This window comes from Enterococcus sp. 22-H-5-01, assembly GCF_050310005.1.
In the GTDB taxonomy this organism is placed as follows: domain Bacteria; phylum Bacillota; class Bacilli; order Lactobacillales; family Enterococcaceae; genus Enterococcus_A; species Enterococcus_A hailinensis.
Genome location: NZ_CP189994.1, coordinates 219,464 through 241,173, shown reverse-complemented (window position 1 = coordinate 241,173; position 21,710 = coordinate 219,464). Strand labels below are relative to the sequence as shown.

The window sequence follows — 21,710 nt, the reverse complement described above, 5'->3', positions numbered from 1 at the left end:
ATCGAATTTTAACGATATAATAAATTTATGGAAAATATTGAGATATTTAAAGCTTTAGCAAATGAGCATCGCTTACAGATTCTTTTTTGGTTAAAAAACCCTACTGCTTATTTTGTTCATGATACAGATGTTGATATGGTCGAAATCGGTGTTTGCGTTGGTGAGATTCAGAAGAAACTTGGCTTAACACAATCAACGACTTCCCATTACCTTTCGATTCTACAAAAATCAAATTTATTGATTGCTACTAGAATTGGGAAGTGGACTTATTATCGTCGGAATGAGGTCACCTTAGCCAACTTCCGTTCTTTTGTTGAGCAAGATCTGTAATTTCAAATAAGAAGATTTATTAAAAATCTTCTTATTCGATATGCCTCATTCAATTCTTTACTTCTCTATTTTTTATTTTTTCATATCGATAAAACGCGATATTTAAATACAAACTATGAATGATATGTACTACGAAAGGATGAACTCAACGAATGAAGCATTTAACAGATTCAATTACTTTAAGACATGGTGCTACTTTAACGAATCGTATCGTTATGTCACCGATGCAAACCCACTCAGGAAAACGCGGAGGCTTTGCCTCTGACGACACGATCAATTATTATTCAGCTCGTTCACAAGCTGCGGGAATGTTGATTACTGAGTTTCATTACGTGAGTAAAAATGGCGGCCCAGCCTATACTCCAGGATACCCAGAACAACTAGGTGCTTATTCCGACGAGCATCTTGAAGGATTAAGCAACGTAGCTAAAGCCTTAAAAAAAGATGGGAATAAAGCAATTTTACAAATTCATCATGCTGGCCGCGCAGCCATTGGCCAAGCCGTAAGTGGTGAAGATGTTGTCGCTCCAAGTAACATCGATTTTTCTTTTTTAGATTATCCAGTAAGAGAATTAACCCATGAAGAAATTTTAGCGATCATTGCTGATTTTGGGCGAGCAACAAGACGCGCGATCGCCGCAGGTTTTGACGGAGTGGAAATTCATGGCGCTAACCATTATTTGATCCAACAATTTTTCTCTAAACTATCAAATCATCGAACAGATCAATGGGGCGGTGATTTAGAAAAAAGAATGGCCTTCCCCTTAGCAGTTGTTGAAGAAGTAAAACGAATCGTTGAATTGGAAAAACAAAAAAATTTCATTATCGGTTATCGGATCAGTCCCGATGAAATTCATGGTTCTGAAATTGGTTATTCTGCTGAAGAAGCAGCACAATTAATTTCAGAAGTTTCAAAACATGAATTAGATTATATCCATCTTTCATTGTGGGGCGGATATGGTTCAAGCCCAAGTGATAGTGAAAAATCTTACGCAGAATTATTTAAAGAAGTCCTAGATGATGAAACAAAATTAATCATTGTTGGTGGAGTATTTAGTGAAGCTGATGCTCAAGATGCTGTCGAAAACTATGCTGATTTAATTGCTGTCGCTAGAGGAACCTTAGTAGATCCTAAATTTGCACAAAAAATTATCGAAAATAAAGGTGAAACGATCCATCATGAAATATCACCCGCAACAATCGATTATGTTGAATGGACACCAGGATTAAAAGAAGCCTTTAGTCGTAAAGATTCATTAGGCTTGCCTCCACTGCCCGGTGGTGAAAGCATTCAAGATCTACACACTGGCCGCTTTGATATGTTTTATAAAAAATAAACTTTGCTTTACTAATTAAACTATACAAAAAGTATTGTCCCTCATTTTATTAACGATGAACAATACTTTTTTTGTATAAAAAAATCAAAGTAAATTGTTAAATTACCAACCATAAATCAATTAAAGCTAATTAATTATTGATATTCGGTCAAAATCTCTTTCATTTCCTCATAGCCATTTTGATTGGCGTAATCTAATGCGGTGCGTCCTGAATTATCGCGAATATGTTGATCCGCTCCATTTTCCAAAAGAAGCTTAATGATATCTTGATATAATTTTGATCCATCTCGTAATGCGACAGCCTCAATCAAGGCTGTATAGCCAGAATTATTCTGAAAATTAATGGGTTCTTGTTTCGCAGCCAATAATAATTTCACATTTTCAATATGTCCTTTTTCTGCGGCAGGAATCAATCCATTTCCACCATAGCGATTATGAATAGTCAAATCAGGTGTAGCATTTTCTAGCATATAGGCTAATATTTCCGTTTTTCCTTGTGCCGCAGCATAAAGATAGGAGCTATCATTCATGGTGTTCTGGATATTAATATTTGCTTGATGATCAATCAATAATTTAGCAATCGTTATTTCATTGGCATGTACTGCTAAATTTAACGGAGTATTGCCCTCGGTGTCCTTCTCATTGATATCATAATCATTCGTCTTCAATATCTCTTCAACTAAATCGGTATCCTTTTGATTAACTGCTGCTAATAATGATCCTGGATTATATTTCTTCATTATTATTTCCTCACTTTCGGTTGTTTGTGTTTGACTAGTTGTTGTTTCTGTACTAATTTTTTTCTCAACACTTGAAGTTATTACTGTCTCAGTGCTTTTTGAATATTTAGTTTGCGTTGTTTGACAAGCACTAAGAAGCAGCAAAGTACCTACAACGACTAAACTTGAGATTGGCTTGCTCAACCGCATGCTTTATCTCTCCTTTCATTTTTAGAAGGTGAATTCTGGCGATAATTTTCCAGTATATGGCTCATGCTCAACAAAAACTTTGATTTCTTTACCAGCCTGGTCTTTTCCCATTCGAGTATAGGTAAATCGTTTGTCATTTAACTCAGTCAATTCGAGTGCAGCACCATATTTATTCTCGCCTAAAGAAACATGAGCACGAATTTTATTATGGTCTAATACCTTAAAGTAACCAAAATCACCCCGACTCTTACCTGAATCTTTATCAAAAAACTCATATTTGTTTGTTGCATCATCAAACTTAGCTAAACTAATAAACATCTGATTTTCAGCTGTGAGATCATTTCCGTCTTCGTCTATTACTTTTGTACCATTCCATAACGTTTTACCTAATAGTTGATTTCCATCTTCACTTGTAACAATTTCTCCTGTACTTGTTTTTAATTTTTCGGGTTCATTTGTAAAGGATAATTTTTCTTCTTCATACGGAACATGTTCAACAAAGACTTCAACTTCTTTCCCATTTTGGTCTTTACCCATCCTTTTATAAGTAAATTTTTCATTGGTTACTTCGGTCAGATCTACAACGGCTTGGTAATTTTGCGATGACGAAATTAGAATGCGTTTTGCCCCATCTGCTGTTATAAAGAATGTCCCTTCATCGCCTCTGCTCTTACCACTTTCTTTATCAAAAAATTCATACTGACCTGTTGTACCATCGTATTTTGCTAATCCTATAAAATTAGCATTTTCTGCTGTTAAGTCATTATTATCTTTGTCATATACGCGCGTTCCTTGCCAATCTGTTTTTGTTAAAATAGTCGTTAGGCTGTCCCCTTTAGTAGAATTCTCCTTTTTTACACTTGCAGCTGTTGTGGTATCAGCTGCTTTTTCAGTAGAAGTCGTTTCACTGCAACCTGCTAATGCAACTCCGCCAAGCGTCGTTAACATCAATACTAACAATAATTTATTTTTCATAACTGTTCCCTCTTTTCTATTGGATAAATCTAGGATAGCATCACTTCCTAAACTGCTTCTGTCTGAAATATGAACAAAATATAAACTCTTTCACAGTTTAAAGTAAATCGTTCGCCTTTCATGATTCCTTCCGATACACTAAATGAAATGTTATTAGTAAAGGAGCCTGTGTCATGACGATCAAGCAACGGTTTTTTATTTCCTATATAAGTGCCATTATTATTACACTGAGTGCTGTACTGGTGGTTCTTTCTTTAGCTTTTTATATTACCTCAGGAGCTATCCCTAGTATTCCACAAGCTTATAAAATGATGACGAAACAACGACCGTTGACTCAAATAGAAGAAGATAGTTATATCGCACTAGATCGATTAGTCAATCGTTCTCCTGAACTACTTGCTTTTCCCATGAGTGATGAATTATCAGAAACAATCCATTCAATTGAAGAAAAAGGCTTAGAAGTGGTTATCCGTAAAAATGCTTCCTTTCCTTATTATTCAAAAGATTTAGTGGAAAAATCTTTGATCGTTCATAGTCCTGATTATGAAATGAATAATTTTATGCCGACAGGAACTTTAGATAATGCCGGACGGCTGTATCATTATGTTAAATCTGATTTTCAATATCTAGATGGGAGCAAAGGAAGTTTCATTATTCTGAAAAGGGAAAGCAATCTCTTCGAATTCATTACTCGATGGATTATTTGGGTAGTGATTTTGATTATCGTGATAGCTTTTTTAGCCGCTTTTTATATCAATAAACGATTAACCAAAACAACTATCGAACCATTAGAAGCTTTAGAAAAAGCATCAAAAAAAATTAGTGATTCTACGCTAACTACCAACCCATTTACTACAGAAAATCAGCAAAAACTGTCTTCTGAAGTAAAACAACTACAAGTCAGTTTTGAGCAGATGTGGCGAGACTTACAAGTAGCTAAGCAGGAAAAAGAAATAGATGAAGATAGTCGAAAAGAATTGATAGCTAATATTTCTCATGATTTAAAAACTCCTGTTACTTCCATTTTAGGTTACGTTGAGGGACTTATAGACGGGGTAGCGAATACTGACGAGAAAAAGGAGCATTATTTAAAAGTAATTTATGAAAAAAGTGTTGCTCTGAATGAGTTGATTGAAGAGCTGTTTTTTTATTCAAAACTCGATTTGGATCACTCGATTTATGACATGAAACCAACAGATTTTAGTTCATTTATTCAACCAATTTTAGAAGAATATCGTTGGGAGAAAGACCTCGATGTAATAATAGATTTCCCAGATAAAAATTTAGTTGTTACTATGGATGAGATTCAAATGAAACGTGTGATCACTAATTTAATTCAAAATAGTATAAAATTTTCTCATGCTGAAAAAGAACGATTAATTATTTTATTCTCTATCACCTATTCCTCTAGTGATCTAACTCTCACAATTACTGATAACGGAATTGGGGTAGCTGAAGAAGAACTGCCTCACCTTTTTGATCGATTCTATCGAACAGACAAGTCTCGTACGCCAACCATTAAAGGTAGTGGTTTAGGATTAAGTATTGCTAAACAAATCATTGAGCATCATAAAGGAAACATTTCCATCGCTAGTGATCAAGGTAAAGGTACGATCGTAACGATCCGAATGCCTTTAACAAAGGAGGCCAACTAATGACAGCAACTATTTTAATTATCGAAGATGATCCGAGTATTGCAGAACTTCAAAAGGATTATTTAGAAATCAATAATATGGATGTTACTATTGAGTGCGATGGTAAAATTGGCTTAAAAATAGCTTTAGAACATGACTTTGATTTGATTATTTTAGATATTATGCTTCCTAGCATGAATGGATTTGAGATTTGTAAAGCGATCCGAGAAGAAAAACAAACACCTTTGATTATTGTTTCAGCAAAGACAGAAGACATCGATAAGATTTGGGGACTTGGTTTAGGCGCAGATGATTATATTATCAAACCTTTTAGTCCTAACGAGCTTGTTGCGCGAGTAAAAGCTCATATGAATCGTTACCAATTATTGAGCGGTAATAATGATCGGCCAAAAATGATTAAGCTAGCTAATATTTCAATCAATATCGATGCTCATAAGGTTTATGTTTTAGAAGAAGAAATTATTTTTACTAACAAAGAATTTCAACTACTCTTATTTTTGATGAAGCATCCGAATCGAGTATGGAGTAAAGAGGAATTATTTGAACGAATTTGGGATTTTGATGTCTTAGATACAGAAGTAGCAACGGTCACTGTCCACATTAAACGAATTCGAGAAAAGTTGAGAAAGACTAAATTAACTGAATTACCAATTGAAACCTTGTGGGGAAGCGGGTATCGCTTCAACACGTAAAAAAGCATCGAGCATACTTTCAAAAGTACGCTCGATGCTTTTAATATTATGTCAATTATCTTCTGATTCAGTAATCAACTGCTGATACTTTTCCCAAACTATTTCCATACTGCTTGAAAAATCAATTTCTTCATTTTTTAATCATGGAAAATTAGTTCTTTCATTTTAACTATCTATCCCAATTGTTGACCTTCTTAATTACATAAGAAAGCATGCGGTGAAATAAGAATCACTCCATATTTTGTCTGTCGCTAAGTATTGGATAGAATAACTGCTCTTATATCTCAATTACCGTTTGAAAAGCGCTTTCATTATTCTAAAATTGTTTATATAAGGGAGGGAAAACATGAAAAATTTATGTTTTGTATTAACAGTCAGTTCTGGTATCAATTATGGGTCAATTTCATCAGTACCGCTGATCAAAAACAACGAAGACTTAAAAGAATACTTCTCAGATGACTACATTGTTTCGACAAATTATATCCGAGACAAGGACAAAGTAGATTATTTAGTTGTTCCTGATCCGTTTGTTCCTTTCGAAAATGAAAATGACCTCCCCATCATCAAGGTACCAGCGAGACTTTTTATGACTAAAGATTTTGATAAAATAGCAAATTGCATTGAAGAGTACTTTGATAAAAATCCAACCTAAAAAATACAAGTGCTTGTTCGCTTGTATTTTTATATTCGATCGCAGTAACCATAGTTTAATGAATAAAAAGGCTCTATTTAATAAATTTTTTAACTGCTATCATTTTAGCTTTTTATGCTATGATTCTTTAAAAGGAGGAATTCTATGGCTATTTATTCTAACAGTATTGTCACAGACTCACCTTTACTAATTATTTCTGGTCAAACACCACAAAAAGATGACTACATTCCGGAGGATATCACCGAACAAATTGAACTTGTTGTAGAAAAAATTAATACTATCATTTTAGAGAATCACACAAATGCTAAAAATATCGTCAAAATGAATGTCTACTTAACAAATGCTGATTATTTAGATCCACTTAGAAATGTATTAAGTAAATTTTATGGTGAGTATAAGCCAGCAATGACATTGGTGATCGTAGCCGGCTTGGTCCATTCTAAGTTCAAGGTAGAAATCGATAGCATCGTAGCAATCAAATAGTCGTTTTTAGACACATATCAATGTGTCTTTTTCTGTAGAAAAGAGTATTACATACCATCAAAAATTTCTTTCAGATAGTCGACAAAATTTTCTTCATTATTTAATTCAAAGATAAAGTTGTATTCCGTGTGCTCTTCGGGATCTAACTGGATGGATTTCAAATCAATTAGTTTCCCTAGATAAACTAAACGTGTAAAAAGAATATCTTTCTTTTTGTCATAATGACTATCTTCATGAATGATTTTAGTAATTTCAACTTGTTGACCGGTTTCTTCAAAAACTTCTCGGATTGCAGCACTTTGCGGCATCTCTCCGTCCTCACAGTTCCACCTGGAATGTCCCAATAACCAGGATAAACATTTTCTTCTCCTCGTTTAATTTCCGTTCTTCTAATAACCAAATAGCCTTTTTCTGTAAGTAATAATACATGAGCAATCAATTTATTTTGGACCAATTCACTCTCCCCTTTCACCTTTAAGTCATGCGAATCATTTATTGAATCGATTCTAATCGATCATAAAACTCAGATTTCTATAGTGATGCAGAAATGGATAAACTATTTTGCTTCTATTTAAGTAGTTTCAAAAAGCAATCAAATCAATTGTTTTGCTATTTTTTTACTATCATTTATATTGAATATAACCTAATAATGCTTGGAGGCATGTATTATGAAAAATAATATCCATGGTATCGATCACATTGGACTAACTGTTCCTAGTTTAGAAGAAGCAACCGATTTTTTTATTAATGCCTTGAATGCGGAAATTATCTACGATGCCTATAAAAAAACGGAACCGATACGAGATTCTGATTTCACCAAAAAACGTTTAGGGATTCCCGATGACATGGCCGAAAGAGCTATCAGAATGATTGGATTACCAAATGGACCACAAATCGAACTATTCGAATTTTCTGGTCCAAATCAGCATGGTCCCGTCAATCCCTCAGATTTTGGTTGGCAACATGTCGCCTTTGCTGTTGATGACATAGAACAAGCAATCGAACAAATTGAAAAGTTTGGCGGAAAAAGAAATGCTGATCCTACAGATCTTGGAGGAGTAGAAGCCGGTGAAGGAAATAAATTTTGTTACTGCAAAACTCCTTGGGGTTCAACGATAGAATTGATATCTTATCCGACTCCCCAACCCTATTTAAATCATTCCACAAGAAGAAAATGGACAGTTTAATTCAAAGTTCTTCTAAAAAAAGTACCTCATTCAATGAGGGACTTTTTTTAGAAGTATTTCTTTAATACTTAAGTTAGTAATTCCTATTTGTACACACCTAAAGTAAAAACTACTTTGTCCTTATTTTCTAATTTAGTATCTGCCGCACCTTTTTCACTCATATTACCGTTAATCGTAAAGGTCCAATATTTATTGTTGCTTTCGTCCTGATTATGGCCATCAATCGATGTAATAAAACCATTTTTTTCTTTGATATCAAAATTTTGTTTTAAAACAGCTAACAATGACTCTCCATTTTGATAGTCTATCGTTTTGGAAGTAATCGTCTTTTCATCAGCAATCAGCTTAATTACAGCACTCGATTTCACTTGCTGGCTTGTTGCCTGTGTTGACGATTGTTGCTCTTTTGTTTGACTTGATTGACACCCTGATATCATAAATAAACCTAAAAAAATAGATAAAAGTAGTACAAATTTCTTCATTTATTAAATCCTCTTCCAATCACATATTCTTTTTGAAACGCGTTGTTTCTTTTACTTTTATACTATATAGAGTATTCAAAGAATGAGCAAGCTAAGTATCGAATATCCTAATCAAAAAGAAGCTCCATTCTTTTTATCATTTTATAAAAAAAATTTTCCTACTCAATTTACTAGAAGAACTAATTAATATAATACAACTATTTTTTATATCTGTGATATTAAAAAGATTCCTTTAGTTCGATTGAACTTCTTACTCCAAAGTGATATGATGACTTAAAATTCATCATATCACTAAAAAAGAAGGCAGATTTTATGAAAAAAAATTTCAACTATATTTTACTCATTTTTATGGTTTCGTTTAATTTACGATTAGGGATTTCTAGTGTTTCACCACTCATCACGGTAATAAAAAAGGACTTATCCCTCACTAATTTCCAAGCTAGCTTACTTACCAGTATCCCAGTAATTTGTATGGGTATTTTTGCATTTTGCGTTATTTTTTTTGAACAAAGATTTGGTAAAAAAAATAGTATCTTTTTTTTACTATTATTATTAGGACTCGGTACTCTATCTCGCAGTATATTTACCAATTATTTTTATTTACTATTTACTGCCTTTATTATCGGTTTTTGTGTAGCAATCATTGGCCCTCTTTTATCCGGATTCATCAAACAAGAATTTCCTGAAAATTCAGGTCTATTGATTGGCATTTACTCATTAGCCATGGGATTAGGTTCTACCTTTGCATCCGGCTTTGCTTCAATTTTAGCAGCGTTATTTGATGGTAACTGGAATAAATCTTTAGCCATTTGGGGGATCTTATCCTTGATTTCAGCGATCTTTTGGAAAAATAAAGTTACTAATGACAGCTCAACGACTAAAGTTGATCAGAAAATTCATTTACCGTTAAGAAATACTACTGCCTGGAAAATGGCTTTGTTTTTCGGTATTCAATCTGGAATATTTTATAGTTTAATTACTTGGCTGGTCGAGTTCTTCAAGTTTAAAGAAATGTCAAATCAAGAAAGTGTTATTTTACTTACAGCCTTTACCGCCATGCAAATGGCTTTTAGTTTCATCATTCCAGCTGTCATGGACAAATTTGACAATAATAAGGTCTGGATCTATATCTGTTGCTTTTCAATGATTGGAGGAATGCTCCTATTAAGTAGCTATGATCGTTTAGAGATCTTTTTATTTGCGGTTTTACTCTTAGCTTTTAGTACCGGTGGATTATTTCCCATCGCTCTTTTGTTACCTTTAAAATTTGTCCATTCACCAGTAGAAGCCAGTGTTTGGACAAGTATGATTCAAGCATTCGGCTATATGATTGGCGGTATTGTTCCAATTCTGATTGGTGTATTAATCGACGCTACAGATAACTATCTCGTCTACTCGATTATTATAGGTATTCTGTTTATACTTGTGTTAAATATATTATTACCTAATAGGAAGGTGACCAATAAAAATGTCGGCTAACAGAAGTCTAGTCAATAAAACAATTTCCGAAATGATGATTTATGTCGAAAAAAACAAATTGACTATCGGTGATAAATTACCTAATGAAACTGAATTATCAAAAACATTGAAAGTTGGACGTTCGACTTTACGCGAAGCAGTAAAAATTTTATCTTTTTCAAATGTACTTGATGTGAGACATGGATCAGGAACATACATCAAAAATACTGCGACTTTAGCGTTCTCAAATACTCAACTATTAACGGTTAGAGAAATGTTAGAGGTCACAGCTGTTGAACTCATCATTAAGAATGGCTATCAAATAGAAGATATGTTGCAATTAAAGGAAATTCTCCATGAGCGAAACACTTTATTAGCAGAGGGGAAATTTTCTGCTTATGTGACTGCTGATCTACAGTTTCACTATAAAATAATTGAAATGTCGCACAATCCTTTTTTAACCCGATGGTATCAAGAAATCCAAACTGATTTAAGCACCTATTTGAGTACTCAGATTTTACATTTGGAATCTTATTCAGATAATACTTTACTGCACAATGAACTTTATCAAGCAATCCTCGATTTAGACAGTCCTACTGCCATCGAAAAAATCAAAATAAACAATCACACCTCGTGACCAGTATTTTATTCCATTAAAAAAGGCAATCCAATTTAAGGATTGCCTTTTTAGGACTTCAGACTTCTTCTCAGAGTTATCAAATTACTTGTTATGATAATAAAAATTCCCAAAATACTATACATCGTCACTTCTTCGCCTAATAATAAAACACTAAAAATCATACTGACCGCTGGTTTAGAAAAGAATATAAGATGAGCAACTTCCGGATACCTGCGTTGACAAATAAAATAGAGAAAAAAACCACCGGCTGTTACGATGATACTCAAAAAAAGCAATGAAGGAATATTTTCCCAATCAACCCCTGTCAGCATACGCAAATTAAAATACTCAAATATCTTTGAGTAAGGTGACAATTTATGACTAATTGTTACTATTCCATAGAGCTCAAAAGCCCCAAGAATAAATGTATAAGCTGTATTCGTCAAAGTGGAATTAGTTGTACCTATCCTTATATTTAACCAGCTATATATGCCAAATAACATCGAAGCTGCTATAGCATAGAATATTCCGATAAAATTATTAGTTACTGCTGGAATCACGATAAAGCTTAATCCAATAAGCGACGGTAGCATAACAAGCAACGAACGAAAAGAAATATTTCCTGAAAGAGCATCAACGACTCGTGCAAATAATGGATTCAGACTGAAAACCACCGCTACAAAAAAAGCATTGCTTTGTTCGATTGCCAATTGGTAAAAAGTCATACTTAATACAATAAATAGAAAAGCTAAGGCGAGTATTCTTGGTAAGCTCTTCAAAGCAATTTTCTTTTGTTTTGTTAGGCTTAATAAAAATAGCCCTCCAATCAAAAAACGCCAAAAATTCAATTGAAGACCACTTATGGTAGCGTGGCCAATCAATTTTAAGGTTACTTCAGTCGAACTAACAATCAAAGTGGTTAGAAAAATTAGTAAATAATTTGTTGATTGCTTCTTCATACCGCTCTATATAAGATATGCATATCAGAAAGTGTCCCGTCTTTTAAACGAAATCCAGCTGGAACCGTACCAATAATAGAAAAATCATTCTTTATATACGTATGGAGTGCTGCTAAATTACTAGCGACTACTGCATTGAATTGAAGACCACTAAAACCTAGATGAGCAGCTTGTTTGATAGATTGAGCAACTAATGCGCTAAAGCCACCTTTACCGCGTGCTGATTTATCTATGCAATAACTAGCATTTCCAATATGACTGCATCGCCCGATATTATTCGGATGCATTACAAAATACCCTACATACTTTCCATTATAAAACATACATGTCACTGCACTTTGCTCTACTAACATTTTTTCAAAATCGGCTGCAGAATAAAATACTTCTCCTGGAAATGCGACACCATCTTCTAATATTTCATTCCACGTTTGTGTCATCTCTTCTAAATATAATCGTTCATATTTTTCAAAAGTTATTTTCAAAACATTTCACTCCTATCTGTGATACGATAATATCAACATATCGAAAGCAAATATAGGCGATTTTACGCTGTTTTATGTAAAAAAATCGCCAAAGGAGTTTCTATGAATTCTTATCACGAAAAAAATACCTATAACGATTTACTTTTTCCTTTTGAAATCTATACGATAACTTCTGATGGCGTTCGCCCAGCAGGTAGGGGGTTTGGTGATACCCATTGGCATGAAGAATTACAATTTACAATTGTCAAACACGGAAAAATCCAAGCGAAAGTTAATGGCGAAGACTATCTTCTAACTGAAGGCGATGTGATTTTTATCAATACCGACGTATTACATCAAATGACTGACTTAGAAAAAAATAGCAGCTATATCAGCATCAATTTTCCAGCTGGACTATTAGCTTTTTTTCCAAATAGTCGGATGGAAAAAGATTTTGTAGATCCCTATTTAGGTTTTTCACATTTTCCAGCTAGGATTTTTAAGCAACAAAATCAGGAATACCATGACATAAGAAATATCTTAAAAGAAATCGAACAACTTTATTTCAAACAAAATTCTCAGACCTGGCAATATCAGCTTTCAATTCTACTGTGTCAACTATGGTTAAGTGTTATTGAAACCATTTCTGTTGATACCTTAAAAAAGATGACTGAAAAAGGACATAAATACGAACGAGCGTTGACTATGATTCAATATATTCATAAAAATTATCACGAACAAATTCAATCACAGGACATTGCAGATAGTACCAACATCAGTATTTCAGAATCAACTAGGATCTTTAAAAAATTTACTGGCCAAACACCTTATCGTTTTTTAATCGATTATCGTTTATACCGAGCAAGTTTACTGTTAGAAAACAGCCCTCTAAATATTACGGAAATAGCCTTAGCCTGTGGATTCTTAGATACAAGCCTGTTCATTCAATCCTTTAAGAAAAAATATCACACAACACCTAAGAAATATCAGCAAGTTAGATTGCAAGGATAGCTAGTCAAACTAAAAACTCTTAAACCATAGATATTTGTCTATGGTTTAAGAGTTTCTAATTTATGAATTACTTAAAAATAAATTTCGTTTAGGTAATATTGCTACTACTGCAACTACGACCATCACGGATAATAATCGATCCAAATAATCGGTTCCAGTCTGAACTAAAATAACACTCATCGTTTGAGTCATGCCTAATCCGTTTAATACTTGAACGATCAGGCTTGAACCTGACGAGGTAATTCCGCCAAATAAATAAACTGTAATAAATGAGGATACTAATGTGCCCGGAAATGAAAGTAAAAATGCTAAGCCGGGAATTTTCCACGATCCTTTTTTGATCAACTTTCCTTTTAATAAAAATCCTGCGAGTAAACCGGTAACAATTTGTACCGGTGAATAATATAAAGAGAAAATATCTGTCGTGATCCCACTTAATAAACCACTTAAAAGTCCTGTAACAAGACCCACGATTGGGCCACCGATCGCTCCTGCAAATATCGTCCCGATACTATCAAGATAAATCGATAATCGTAAAAACAAAGCGATCGATCCTCCTAAAAAATTGATCCCGATACATAGGGCCATCATCGTTACGATTCTAACATTTATTTTTGGATTATTCGTAGTGCGTTTCATCTATCATCATCCCATCTGAAGTTTTTCTAAATCTGATTCGATCGTTTCTTTTTGTGCATTTAAAAGAACGGTCAAAAACTTCGTGAAGAACTGACGAGAATCGACAGCTGTTAAAATTTTACTATTTGGTGCTTTTTGCCAAAACTGATGACGATCAACTAATGTCTGACCTAAACTGATTCCTTGGGTCTCTACAACTGTATAACTTTCAAACCCTTGACAAAGAGAATCATCGATAAAGTAGGCCACGGCTAATGGGTCATTGATGACACAGCCCAAAATACGTTCCTGTTTCCAATGAAAATCAAAATAAAATCGTGTAATTGCTGCTAAAAACTGTCCCACTTCAGGATTCATTTGACAACAATATTCAAGAATCGTTGGTGTAAAAACAATTTCTCTCGTAACGTCGAGCCCTACCATTTCGATCAACTGGCCAAGTTTTTCAAATACTACGGCTGCCGCATCTGGATCACACCAATAGTTATACTCGCCAACTGGTGAACAGTTTCCATGACTTTTATATGCGCCGCCCATCGTTACAAAGCGCACCATATTTTTTCCTAACGACTCATTCAACAACAATGCTTGCGCAATATTCGTCAATGGTCCTAGCGCAATAACAGAAATTTCTGTTGGTTCACTAAACGTTTGAGCTAAATATTTTGCGGCAGATAACTGTTCCACAGCTTTGCCACTGTGAATCAAAATATCAGATTCGCCCAAACCATCGATTCCATGAGTGTCCTGCGCACTGACAAAATCACGTTTGAGCGGCTGTTCAGCCCCCTGAAAAATCGGGATATCCAAACGATCCAGCCGTTCTAAACATTTGATTACATTTTTTGAACCCAGCTCAACCGGAACATTTCCGCAAACATTAGTAATTGCTACTACTTCAATCTCTGGCGATTGAATCGCTAACAAGAGCGCTAACATATCATCAATGCCAGGATCACAATCAATAATTACTTTTCGCATTATTTCCAACCTCCAATCTATGAGAGATACTTAGTTTTTTTACCTGGGAAGTTTACGAACCAGTCCAAGACATTGTCTTGATTTAAATGCACGTTGTTAGTATACCATTTTGAAGGGTCTTGTAAATATTAGAATGTTAGCCTAGTTACAAATAAAAAAAAGTAGCCTGAATTAAAAATCAGACTACTTTTCCAATTTAAGATAACAAAAAACGATTATTTACTAGTTTAATTTTGAGATTATTTCTCTCATTTTTTGTTCTGCTTCTACAGGTAATGCATTATAACCATTATTTTCAACATTCATTTTCAAAATGAATGCGAGTCTATTTTTCATGCTTTGTTTTAGTTTATTCGCATAGATTGGATCATCAAAATCGGGCAAATGACCTTCAAATGGCAAATAACTGATTGATTCAATTGTTCCGAATGGACGAAACGCAGCTTGACCTTCAACTACTTTTTCAATACTAGTTAATGTATCCAAAGGCGTCACTTTTTTTCCATTGAAATAGCCAGTATTTAAAATGTAGCAATCCGTTTTTTGACTTATGAATAAGTTGATAAAATCTGAATAATCTTCTTTCAAAGGGTAGCTTCTAAATGGATTTGCAAATGGTTCAATTACCAAGTCATTCGCATCATCATCTACTACGATATTTTCTGCAGAAGATCGCTTAGTAGCCAGAGTTGCACCAAAGACCGCTGCTAAAACAGGATCATTGATTTTAATCATAGGGGGCAAAGATTCATCTTTCATTATCCAATATACTGCATCAATTTTTTCTTTTAAATGATCTACTCTATTCGGAGTTGAGAATCTAGATTTTACTGTTCTACCATTCCCATTACGTATATCTTCAGTAACCAAAATCTTATTCCCAAATTCGTCTAATGTAACCCCAACATTTTGACAGGTCAAATAATATTTGATAGCCTCACTTCCCATTGGGTAATCCTGTGTCTTATCAAAATAGGATGGTTCCAAGGCTGTAGTCATACCATTTTCTTTTGATATAACAAATGCATCATCGTGTAAGACCACCATATCATATTTATCATTGTGATTTGCTAATGTGATCGTTGATTTTCCAGAACCTGAAAGACCAAAAGCTGCCATAGTATAAGCAGAATCCTTAAATCGATATTGTTTCATTCCACCATGGCATGAGATAAATCCATTTCTATGAGCAACTCCCCAAGCCAACGTCAACGTCGCTTTTTTAAATTCTCCAAAATAGCGTAATCCCAATATTGCTGCTACATTATGCTGAGGATCAAAAATGACTAATCCAAATGGATAGTCTGGATGTGTCCATTCAGGATCACCATAAATATAAAGCTCATTCTCAGAAAATTTATTCGAATTAGTGTATCTATTTTGGAAATCTTTATTTAGAAATTGAAAGTTTAACATATACGAATATAAAGTAGATTCAAAGTTTTTAGGTAACATAATATGCGCTTTTAGCATAAATGATTCGTCTAGCCCAACAATAACTTCACTAGAATAATATTTTTTCAATCCACCTAAGTACATAGCTTCTCTTAAAATTTTGGCCAATTCTTTATTGTCTACATTTGGTTGTCCTATAATCTTTCGTGCGGCAGAGGTCCTCCCTACCACAGATCCATTATTGTTAACTAAAACCTTTGAATTTTTTGGTAAATCCAATGCCTCATAATTAAATACAGGGATATCTGTTATAATCGTTCCCGAAGTTTTAACTGCCAAGTTATATGCTTCCTCAACTGAATTAACCTGGTGAACATTATTGCCATAAAAATTTGATTCAATAATTGCGCGAAAATCAGAAAATTTATTATTATGTTTAGACATTTGACTATTGGTTAATTTTTGAATGCTGCTCATATAAACCGCTCCCTAATTTGCAATGTATTTCTCAAATAAAAAAATCATCTAGTTTTAAATTTCTATAGATTTTATAATTCGGATCCTTTGGATAAAACATAATGTCTCTAGTTCTTTTTTTACCAAAAGTAATTGGGTAAGTTCTGTATTTAACACATCTAGTAGTAAGTAGCCATAACCATTTTTTTGCTTATTAATGATACGGTCAAACTTCAAATTTTTAGCCATCGCAGTGGATAAAATCACCGTTAAATCTTCCTTTTGAAGGGTATAAAAAACTGTAAGTCTAAAAGGGGTAGAAAAGCGATCAGTAACATTAGGAAAATTAATGGCATTCTCCGTGATACCGTATAATAGAAATTGTTCCATTTGCTTTAATGCTTGTTTTTCACCGCCCTTTCTAGCTTCTACAGTACTTCCTCCGAGGTGTGGGATCATCCAGACGTTATCAACATCAACCAACTCATTAACTGGAAAATCCGTAATATACGTTTGTATCTCTCTATTTCTTATAAATTTTAATAGTGCTTTATTATCCACAATCTCAGCACGTCCAAAATTAATCAAAATACAATTTTTTTTCGCATGACTCAGTAAATAATCATCTACAAGCCCGATGGTATCATTATTTAATGGAATAACTATAATTACAAAATCAGATTCTTTAAAAATATGGCGTAGTTTTACTCTAGTAGTATAGCTATTTTCTAGGTTCTCATTTCTATCATAAGCCAGTACGTTCATATTTAAACTATGGCAAATCTTGGCAAGTTCGCTTCCAACACTTCCTAATCCTAAAATTCCAACAGTTTTTCCTTTTAATTCATGACCTATATATGGACCTCGTCTTTGTTCTGAAGCTAATTGTAAAGAATCATATTCTTCTAATGTCGCATGGACTTCATTAATCATAGTATTTGCAGAAAGAATCGGTCTCTGGGACAAAAGCATTGTTAAAATGATCAATTCTGTAACTGAAGATTTATTGATTCCAGGGGTATTCATAACAACTGTTCCATTATTTGTAGATTTCTCGATATCAATAGTATCCACACCTATCCCTGATCTAACGATGCAAAGGAGCTCTTCGTTGATTACCTCTTCATCTATCTTACTAGAGTTAACAATAATTCCATCAATATTTTTTGTCCCAACTTTTAGATAATCCTTATTTATCTCTTCTGAAAATCTATCTTTCAAAAATATATTGTACATGTCTTCACCTCTAAAATTTAATCAGCAAAACTACCCTTTCTATTCTAAAGTCAAGGATAACCTTTAGTAATCGCATATTCATCCCATATACCCGGTTCAGAATTTCCACATCGATAAATAATTCCCTTTTCAATCTTGTAGCATACAACATAAATAATTTCTGCTTGATTTTTAAATTTTTCGTGTATATCATTTAGCGTCTGTAAACTGCCTTCGACATCTATAAAGATTGGCATAAGACCTTGTAGTGTTTCTAGATATATTTTTATAAATTTAAAATCGCTGATAGTGGTTTCTCCTAGTAATTGTTCTTCGGACGTTTTTTTTACCTCTATTTCGCCTTTATAAAAAGGAGTCATCAATTTTATTAAATTTTCATGTTCACTGTCTTCTATAGGATCATCTAAATATTGAAAAAAAGCTAAACTACTTTCAATTCCATACATTTCTTGAACCTTCTTAAATGCTTCGCGCTTAGTTTTCATTTTGGACAATCCTTTCTAAATATATTTATAAGTTACTCTAATTAATAGATTTATCTATTTATTTCATTAAGAAATGCTTTCAAGACAAGTACATCAAAGAAATCTTTTTGAGCATATGTCTCTAATGTGTATTGAACAGCCAAACTTGATATATAATCATTTTGCCTCATATAGAATTCATATAATCTTTTTAACATATCTAACTGATCTTTAGCATCCATCATTTCCACTCCTCACCCATAAACTGATATTACGCAGTGATTAGAATTACTAACTTCTTATGGTGCCAAATAGTCAACATTCCCTAATATGATTAATTCATCGTCTTGATATCTTTCTAACCAGTCATGAAGTCCATTATATTTATTTGTAGCTACCAAACCTTTTATATGCTCAGTTTTATCAATTCCTAATTCAACCAACAATATTTCTCCAGAGGAAGTCCTAATAACATCATGGAATTTAATTTCTTTATTATTTGCATCTTTCACAAATTTTTTACGGAATGTATAATCTGGATAATTATCGACCATACTTTCATTTTTTTTCAAATCTTTAAATAATTGCACGGCTGTAAATAAGTCCATTTGCAATTCATTTTGAATGAATTCAACAGTAAAGGCTGCTTCTTGATTGATTTCTTCAAAATGCATTTTCTGAAATTGCATAGTTTTAAATTGTTCTGCTGAGTACGGCACACTTCCCATAATTTTCTCCTCTTTCCTGTGATCATTAGAAGTCGACCACTTTTATTGGTTCAATTTTATGACGAAATAAATTTTCTATATTAAAGTAAACCAACATACTTTTCTCTTTGACTTCTAGGGATAAACACTCTTATTTCACTATCATTGAATCCTGACTGTACGGTTTTTCCGTCAAATAGAATAGGCTTTTTTAAAAAATTTGGATTTCTAATAATTATAGTTAGAGCTTCTTCCAATGATAGCTCATTCAATTCAGCATTCTGACCAGATCTACTTAATAGATCATCTAACCCATTCTCAGTATATTTGAGTAAATTTTTCAAATCTTTTAGATTGAATGGGTGTCTATTTACTCGAACTTCAAAATAATCGATATTATTCATCTTTAGCCACTCAACAGCTTTACGACTTCGTAAATTACTTGATTCAGTATAAATTATTACCATTAAGCATCATCCTTAAATAATGGGAGTAGTTACTCAATCTCGGTGCAAGCTCCGTTTATTTCTTTCATATTTTTAAGCACTTCGTCAAAAATTTTTTCTAATTGAACGACTGTTATTTCTTTATTAAAAAAAAATGAATTGAATTCAATATCCTCTTCTGCCAATTTGTATTCAACTTCAATAAGTCCAAAATCCTCTTTTTCAATGTCCAAAATATCACCTTCATATTATTAGTAATAATTACTTTTAAAAAATAAAAAAAAGGCAGCTTACAAATCGTATTTGTAAGCTGCCTTTTATGTTACAGATTCCTTTGTCGAAATAAATTTAACACATTTAGAAAGTAATATTTCTAAAGCAGTATCTAAGCAAAAGATACTAAAAAGCTTAATTTATTAAAGTTTGTGTGTTAAAATATATGCATTACGGCAAATGCTGTAACTAAGGGGAGTTTACTCATTGACGTGATTGTGACGTTCAATGTGACGATAAAATTTTCATGACCCTCTAACGGATTGCCGTCCTTAGTAGGCTAGAAATTTTATCGGTCTCCTTTTATAAATTTGGTAAAAAATTAATCGCGTTTTGCTTTTATTTTAAAATACGATAACATAATGTATATTGCAAAACAAGAATTATTTTATAATACATATAACAAATCCCCCCTCGTTAAAATAACGTTTATAATATAATTGGTTTATGCATATATTATATCATGAATAAATTACGCACACAAATTATTTAATAACATTAATGCCTATTTTTAATTGAACATGTTCATTTTTAGTGGGAAATTATTCTTGCACGCTTTTTGAAATAGCTTAATCCAGAGCTTTTTTTATTTCCCAATATTTAAAAGTCATTTATCTTCAATAATATTGATGATTTAAGGATTATATTTATTATTTTTATTCAACTCTTAATAGTGTATAATTTTATTATCAGTTAATGATACTGAAATAATTGGTATAGGTGATTTTTATGACCGTAAAAGGAAAAATTGTTGAAACTTTGAATAATAAAAAACACGTAGTTTTTAGATTTGAACGAGGAAATAATTTTCATGCTGATACTTTAATCGATGAAATGTCAGGTGATAAAAATTGGATACATGTTGGTCGCACTGGGACAGAACATTCTCGTCTTATCAATCTAACTATGTGTCAGAGAATTGTGATTGAAAATTAATCAGACTATTTATTAAAGACAAAAGACCTTAAACATGCTTCTAATGTTTAAGGTCTTTTGTCTTTAAACTGTTTATTTTTTTATTTCTTATTATAAACTGGAAAATTACTTGATTCCCCATAATTATCAATCGCTTTGATCGCATTCAACGTCTCAATATCAGCTTTTTCTAATTGAAAATCTAATTCACCATTTGCTTTGATATGTTCTTTATTTGCTGATTTTGGCAAAGGTAATAATCCTAATTCAATACAGTAACGAATAGCTAATTGTGGAACACTGACGTCATATTTTTCAGCCATTTTCTTTAATTCAGGATTTTTTAATAATTCACCATGTCCAACTGGAGAATAAGCTTCTATTAGAATATCTTTTTCTTTACAATATTCGATCAGATCAAAAGGCACATTAGAAATATGAGCTAAGATTTGATTGACCGCGGGTTTTATCGTAGCATGATCCAAGATGTTTTTTACGTCATATTGATTAAAGTTTGACAGTCCGATAGCTTTAACTTTACCAGCTTTTTGGGCATCTTCTAACGCCTTCCATGCTTCAACATTTCCAGTATCGTAATTTGCTTCTCTGAATTCCGCCCATGGTTGTGGTGCATGGATGATCATTAAGTCAATGCTGTCTAACCCTAGTTTTTCTAATGATTCATCGATAGAATGTGCAGTTGTTTCATAAGTTTTATGTTCCGCAGCTACTTTACTGGTTAGAAAAATTTCAGAACGTTTAATTCCAGAAGTCCGTATGGCTTCACCGACCCCACGCTCATTTTCATATGCTTGTGCGGTATCAATATGACGGTATCCGATTTCAAGTGCGTCTTGCACTGCTTGAACAACCGCTTCGTCATCGATCATCCAGGTCCCGAATCCCACCTTAGGAATGTTGATACCACTATTTAATTGATATTTTTCTTGTAAAATCATTTTAATTTT

General features: G+C 33.1%; 26 protein-coding genes, 1 pseudogene and 1 riboswitch. Of the genes and pseudogenes, 11 read left to right on the top strand and 16 right to left on the bottom strand.

Going from position 1 to position 21,710, the window contains the following annotated elements; genetic code table 11:
• Positions 1 to 27 precede the first annotated feature (27 nt).
• Together ACQKTA_RS12160 and ACQKTA_RS12155 are read left to right on the top strand one after the other, a co-directional pair.
• Positions 28 to 330 carry an ArsR/SmtB family transcription factor gene (locus tag ACQKTA_RS12160; protein WP_427814566.1) on the top strand — a complete coding sequence of 101 codons (303 nt, stop codon included), beginning with the start codon at positions 28 to 30 and terminating at the stop codon, positions 328 to 330.
• 152 nt (positions 331 to 482) lie between these two features.
• Positions 483 to 1,667 (top strand): NADH-dependent flavin oxidoreductase, encoded by a 1,185-nt coding sequence (locus tag ACQKTA_RS12155; RefSeq protein ID WP_427814565.1) that lies wholly within the window; start codon positions 483 to 485, stop codon positions 1,665 to 1,667.
• Between the two features lie 134 nt (positions 1,668 to 1,801).
• On the opposite strand, the gene ACQKTA_RS12150 is transcribed toward ACQKTA_RS12155, so the two are convergent.
• Complete coding sequence (locus tag ACQKTA_RS12150) at positions 1,802 to 2,596, bottom strand: ankyrin repeat domain-containing protein (protein WP_427814564.1); 795 nt, start codon at positions 2,594 to 2,596, stop codon at positions 1,802 to 1,804.
• 21 nt (positions 2,597 to 2,617) lie between these two features.
• Entirely contained in the window at positions 2,618 to 3,571 is a 954-nt protein-coding gene (locus tag ACQKTA_RS12145; protein ID WP_427814563.1) for a DUF4822 domain-containing protein, read from the bottom strand.
• Between the two features lie 311 nt (positions 3,572 to 3,882).
• Between ACQKTA_RS12145 and ACQKTA_RS12140 the strand changes: the two genes are divergently transcribed.
• The 4 genes from ACQKTA_RS12140 to ACQKTA_RS12125 all read left to right on the top strand — a co-directional run bounded on the left by ACQKTA_RS12140 (position 3,883) and on the right by ACQKTA_RS12125 (position 7,053).
• Positions 3,883 to 5,226, top strand: a complete 1,344-nt coding sequence (locus ACQKTA_RS12140; protein WP_427814926.1) for a sensor histidine kinase — start codon at positions 3,883 to 3,885, stop codon at positions 5,224 to 5,226.
• Positions 5,226 to 5,918 carry a response regulator transcription factor gene (locus ACQKTA_RS12135; RefSeq protein ID WP_427814562.1) on the top strand — a complete coding sequence of 231 codons (693 nt, stop codon included), beginning with the start codon at positions 5,226 to 5,228 and terminating at the stop codon, positions 5,916 to 5,918. The genes ACQKTA_RS12140 and ACQKTA_RS12135 overlap by 1 nt, the downstream gene beginning before the upstream one ends.
• A 346-nt stretch (positions 5,919 to 6,264) precedes the next feature.
• A complete protein-coding gene (locus tag ACQKTA_RS12130; protein WP_427814561.1) occupies positions 6,265 to 6,570 on the top strand; it encodes a hypothetical protein in 306 nt (101 codons plus the stop codon).
• Positions 6,571 to 6,714: 144 nt separating this feature from the next.
• Positions 6,715 to 7,053, top strand: coding sequence for a RidA family protein (locus ACQKTA_RS12125; RefSeq protein ID WP_427814560.1), 339 nt, complete (start codon positions 6,715 to 6,717; stop codon positions 7,051 to 7,053).
• Positions 7,054 to 7,100: 47 nt separating this feature from the next.
• Here ACQKTA_RS12125 and ACQKTA_RS12120 read toward each other — a convergent pair.
• Positions 7,101 to 7,507: pseudogene (locus tag ACQKTA_RS12120) on the bottom strand (NUDIX hydrolase).
• A gap of 214 nt (positions 7,508 to 7,721) precedes the next feature.
• Between ACQKTA_RS12120 and ACQKTA_RS12115 the strand changes: the two are divergent.
• A complete protein-coding gene (locus tag ACQKTA_RS12115; RefSeq protein WP_427814559.1) occupies positions 7,722 to 8,240 on the top strand; it encodes a VOC family protein in 519 nt (172 codons plus the stop codon).
• An 83-nt stretch (positions 8,241 to 8,323) separates the two neighbouring features.
• Here ACQKTA_RS12115 and ACQKTA_RS12110 read toward each other — a convergent pair whose 3' ends face one another.
• On the bottom strand, positions 8,324 to 8,722 hold the full coding sequence (locus ACQKTA_RS12110; RefSeq protein ID WP_427814558.1) for a DUF4430 domain-containing protein: 399 nt from the start codon (positions 8,720 to 8,722) through the stop codon (positions 8,324 to 8,326).
• Positions 8,723 to 9,034: 312 nt separating this feature from the next.
• Here ACQKTA_RS12110 and ACQKTA_RS12105 point away from each other — a divergent pair, with 312 nt between their 5' ends.
• Both ACQKTA_RS12105 and ACQKTA_RS12100 read left to right on the top strand, forming a co-directional pair.
• Entirely contained in the window at positions 9,035 to 10,201 is a 1,167-nt protein-coding gene (locus ACQKTA_RS12105; protein ID WP_427814557.1) for a CynX/NimT family MFS transporter, read from the top strand.
• A gap of 31 nt (positions 10,202 to 10,232) precedes the next feature.
• Positions 10,233 to 10,817: a FadR/GntR family transcriptional regulator gene (locus tag ACQKTA_RS12100; protein WP_427814556.1), complete on the top strand. Its 585-nt coding sequence runs from the start codon at positions 10,233 to 10,235 to the stop codon at positions 10,815 to 10,817.
• Between the two features lie 50 nt (positions 10,818 to 10,867).
• Here ACQKTA_RS12100 and ACQKTA_RS12095 read toward each other — a convergent pair whose 3' ends face one another.
• Together ACQKTA_RS12095 and ACQKTA_RS12090 are read right to left on the bottom strand one after the other, a co-directional pair.
• Positions 10,868 to 11,758 (bottom strand): DMT family transporter, encoded by an 891-nt coding sequence (locus ACQKTA_RS12095; RefSeq protein WP_427814555.1) that lies wholly within the window; start codon positions 11,756 to 11,758, stop codon positions 10,868 to 10,870.
• Positions 11,755 to 12,240, bottom strand: a complete 486-nt coding sequence (locus tag ACQKTA_RS12090; RefSeq protein WP_427814554.1) for a GNAT family N-acetyltransferase — start codon at positions 12,238 to 12,240, stop codon at positions 11,755 to 11,757. The genes ACQKTA_RS12095 and ACQKTA_RS12090 overlap by 4 nt, the downstream gene beginning before the upstream one ends.
• Positions 12,241 to 12,342: 102 nt before the next feature.
• Here ACQKTA_RS12090 and ACQKTA_RS12085 point away from each other — a divergent pair, with 102 nt between their 5' ends.
• A complete protein-coding gene (locus ACQKTA_RS12085; protein ID WP_427814553.1) occupies positions 12,343 to 13,230 on the top strand; it encodes an AraC family transcriptional regulator in 888 nt (295 codons plus the stop codon).
• 60 nt (positions 13,231 to 13,290) lie between these two features.
• Here ACQKTA_RS12085 and ACQKTA_RS12080 read toward each other — a convergent pair whose 3' ends face one another.
• The 9 genes from ACQKTA_RS12080 to ACQKTA_RS12040 form a co-directional block, all read right to left on the bottom strand.
• On the bottom strand, positions 13,291 to 13,869 hold the full coding sequence (locus ACQKTA_RS12080) for an ECF transporter S component (RefSeq protein WP_427814921.1): 579 nt from the start codon (positions 13,867 to 13,869) through the stop codon (positions 13,291 to 13,293).
• 6 nt (positions 13,870 to 13,875) lie between these two features.
• Entirely contained in the window at positions 13,876 to 14,850 is a 975-nt protein-coding gene (locus ACQKTA_RS12075; RefSeq protein WP_427814920.1) for a nucleoside hydrolase, read from the bottom strand.
• Positions 14,851 to 14,874: 24 nt separating this feature from the next.
• Positions 14,875 to 14,919, bottom strand: a riboswitch (PreQ1 riboswitch).
• Positions 14,920 to 15,072: 153 nt separating this feature from the next.
• Complete coding sequence (locus ACQKTA_RS12070; protein ID WP_427814919.1) at positions 15,073 to 16,722, bottom strand: phosphoenolpyruvate carboxykinase (ATP); 1,650 nt, start codon at positions 16,720 to 16,722, stop codon at positions 15,073 to 15,075.
• A 54-nt stretch (positions 16,723 to 16,776) separates the two neighbouring features.
• On the bottom strand, positions 16,777 to 17,937 hold the full coding sequence (locus ACQKTA_RS12065) for an NAD(P)-dependent oxidoreductase (protein ID WP_427814918.1): 1,161 nt from the start codon (positions 17,935 to 17,937) through the stop codon (positions 16,777 to 16,779).
• A gap of 50 nt (positions 17,938 to 17,987) precedes the next feature.
• A complete protein-coding gene (locus ACQKTA_RS12060) occupies positions 17,988 to 18,422 on the bottom strand; it encodes a hypothetical protein (RefSeq protein WP_427814917.1) in 435 nt (144 codons plus the stop codon).
• A gap of 50 nt (positions 18,423 to 18,472) precedes the next feature.
• Entirely contained in the window at positions 18,473 to 18,643 is a 171-nt protein-coding gene (locus ACQKTA_RS12055) for a hypothetical protein (protein ID WP_427814916.1), read from the bottom strand.
• Positions 18,644 to 18,700: 57 nt separating this feature from the next.
• Positions 18,701 to 19,129 carry a hypothetical protein gene (locus ACQKTA_RS12050; protein WP_427814915.1) on the bottom strand — a complete coding sequence of 143 codons (429 nt, stop codon included), beginning with the start codon at positions 19,127 to 19,129 and terminating at the stop codon, positions 18,701 to 18,703.
• An 80-nt stretch (positions 19,130 to 19,209) separates the two neighbouring features.
• Complete coding sequence (locus ACQKTA_RS12045) at positions 19,210 to 19,575, bottom strand: ArsC/Spx/MgsR family protein (protein ID WP_427814914.1); 366 nt, start codon at positions 19,573 to 19,575, stop codon at positions 19,210 to 19,212.
• 29 nt (positions 19,576 to 19,604) lie between these two features.
• Positions 19,605 to 19,787 (bottom strand): hypothetical protein, encoded by a 183-nt coding sequence (locus tag ACQKTA_RS12040; protein ID WP_427814913.1) that lies wholly within the window; start codon positions 19,785 to 19,787, stop codon positions 19,605 to 19,607.
• A 769-nt stretch (positions 19,788 to 20,556) separates the two neighbouring features.
• On the opposite strand from ACQKTA_RS12040, the gene ACQKTA_RS12035 reads away from it, so the two are divergent.
• Complete coding sequence (locus ACQKTA_RS12035; protein ID WP_427814912.1) at positions 20,557 to 20,763, top strand: hypothetical protein; 207 nt, start codon at positions 20,557 to 20,559, stop codon at positions 20,761 to 20,763.
• Positions 20,764 to 20,843: 80 nt separating this feature from the next.
• On the opposite strand, the gene ACQKTA_RS12030 is transcribed toward ACQKTA_RS12035, so the two are convergent.
• Entirely contained in the window at positions 20,844 to 21,701 is an 858-nt protein-coding gene (locus ACQKTA_RS12030; RefSeq protein ID WP_427814911.1) for an aldo/keto reductase, read from the bottom strand.
• Between the last annotated feature and the right edge of the window lie 9 nt (positions 21,702 to 21,710).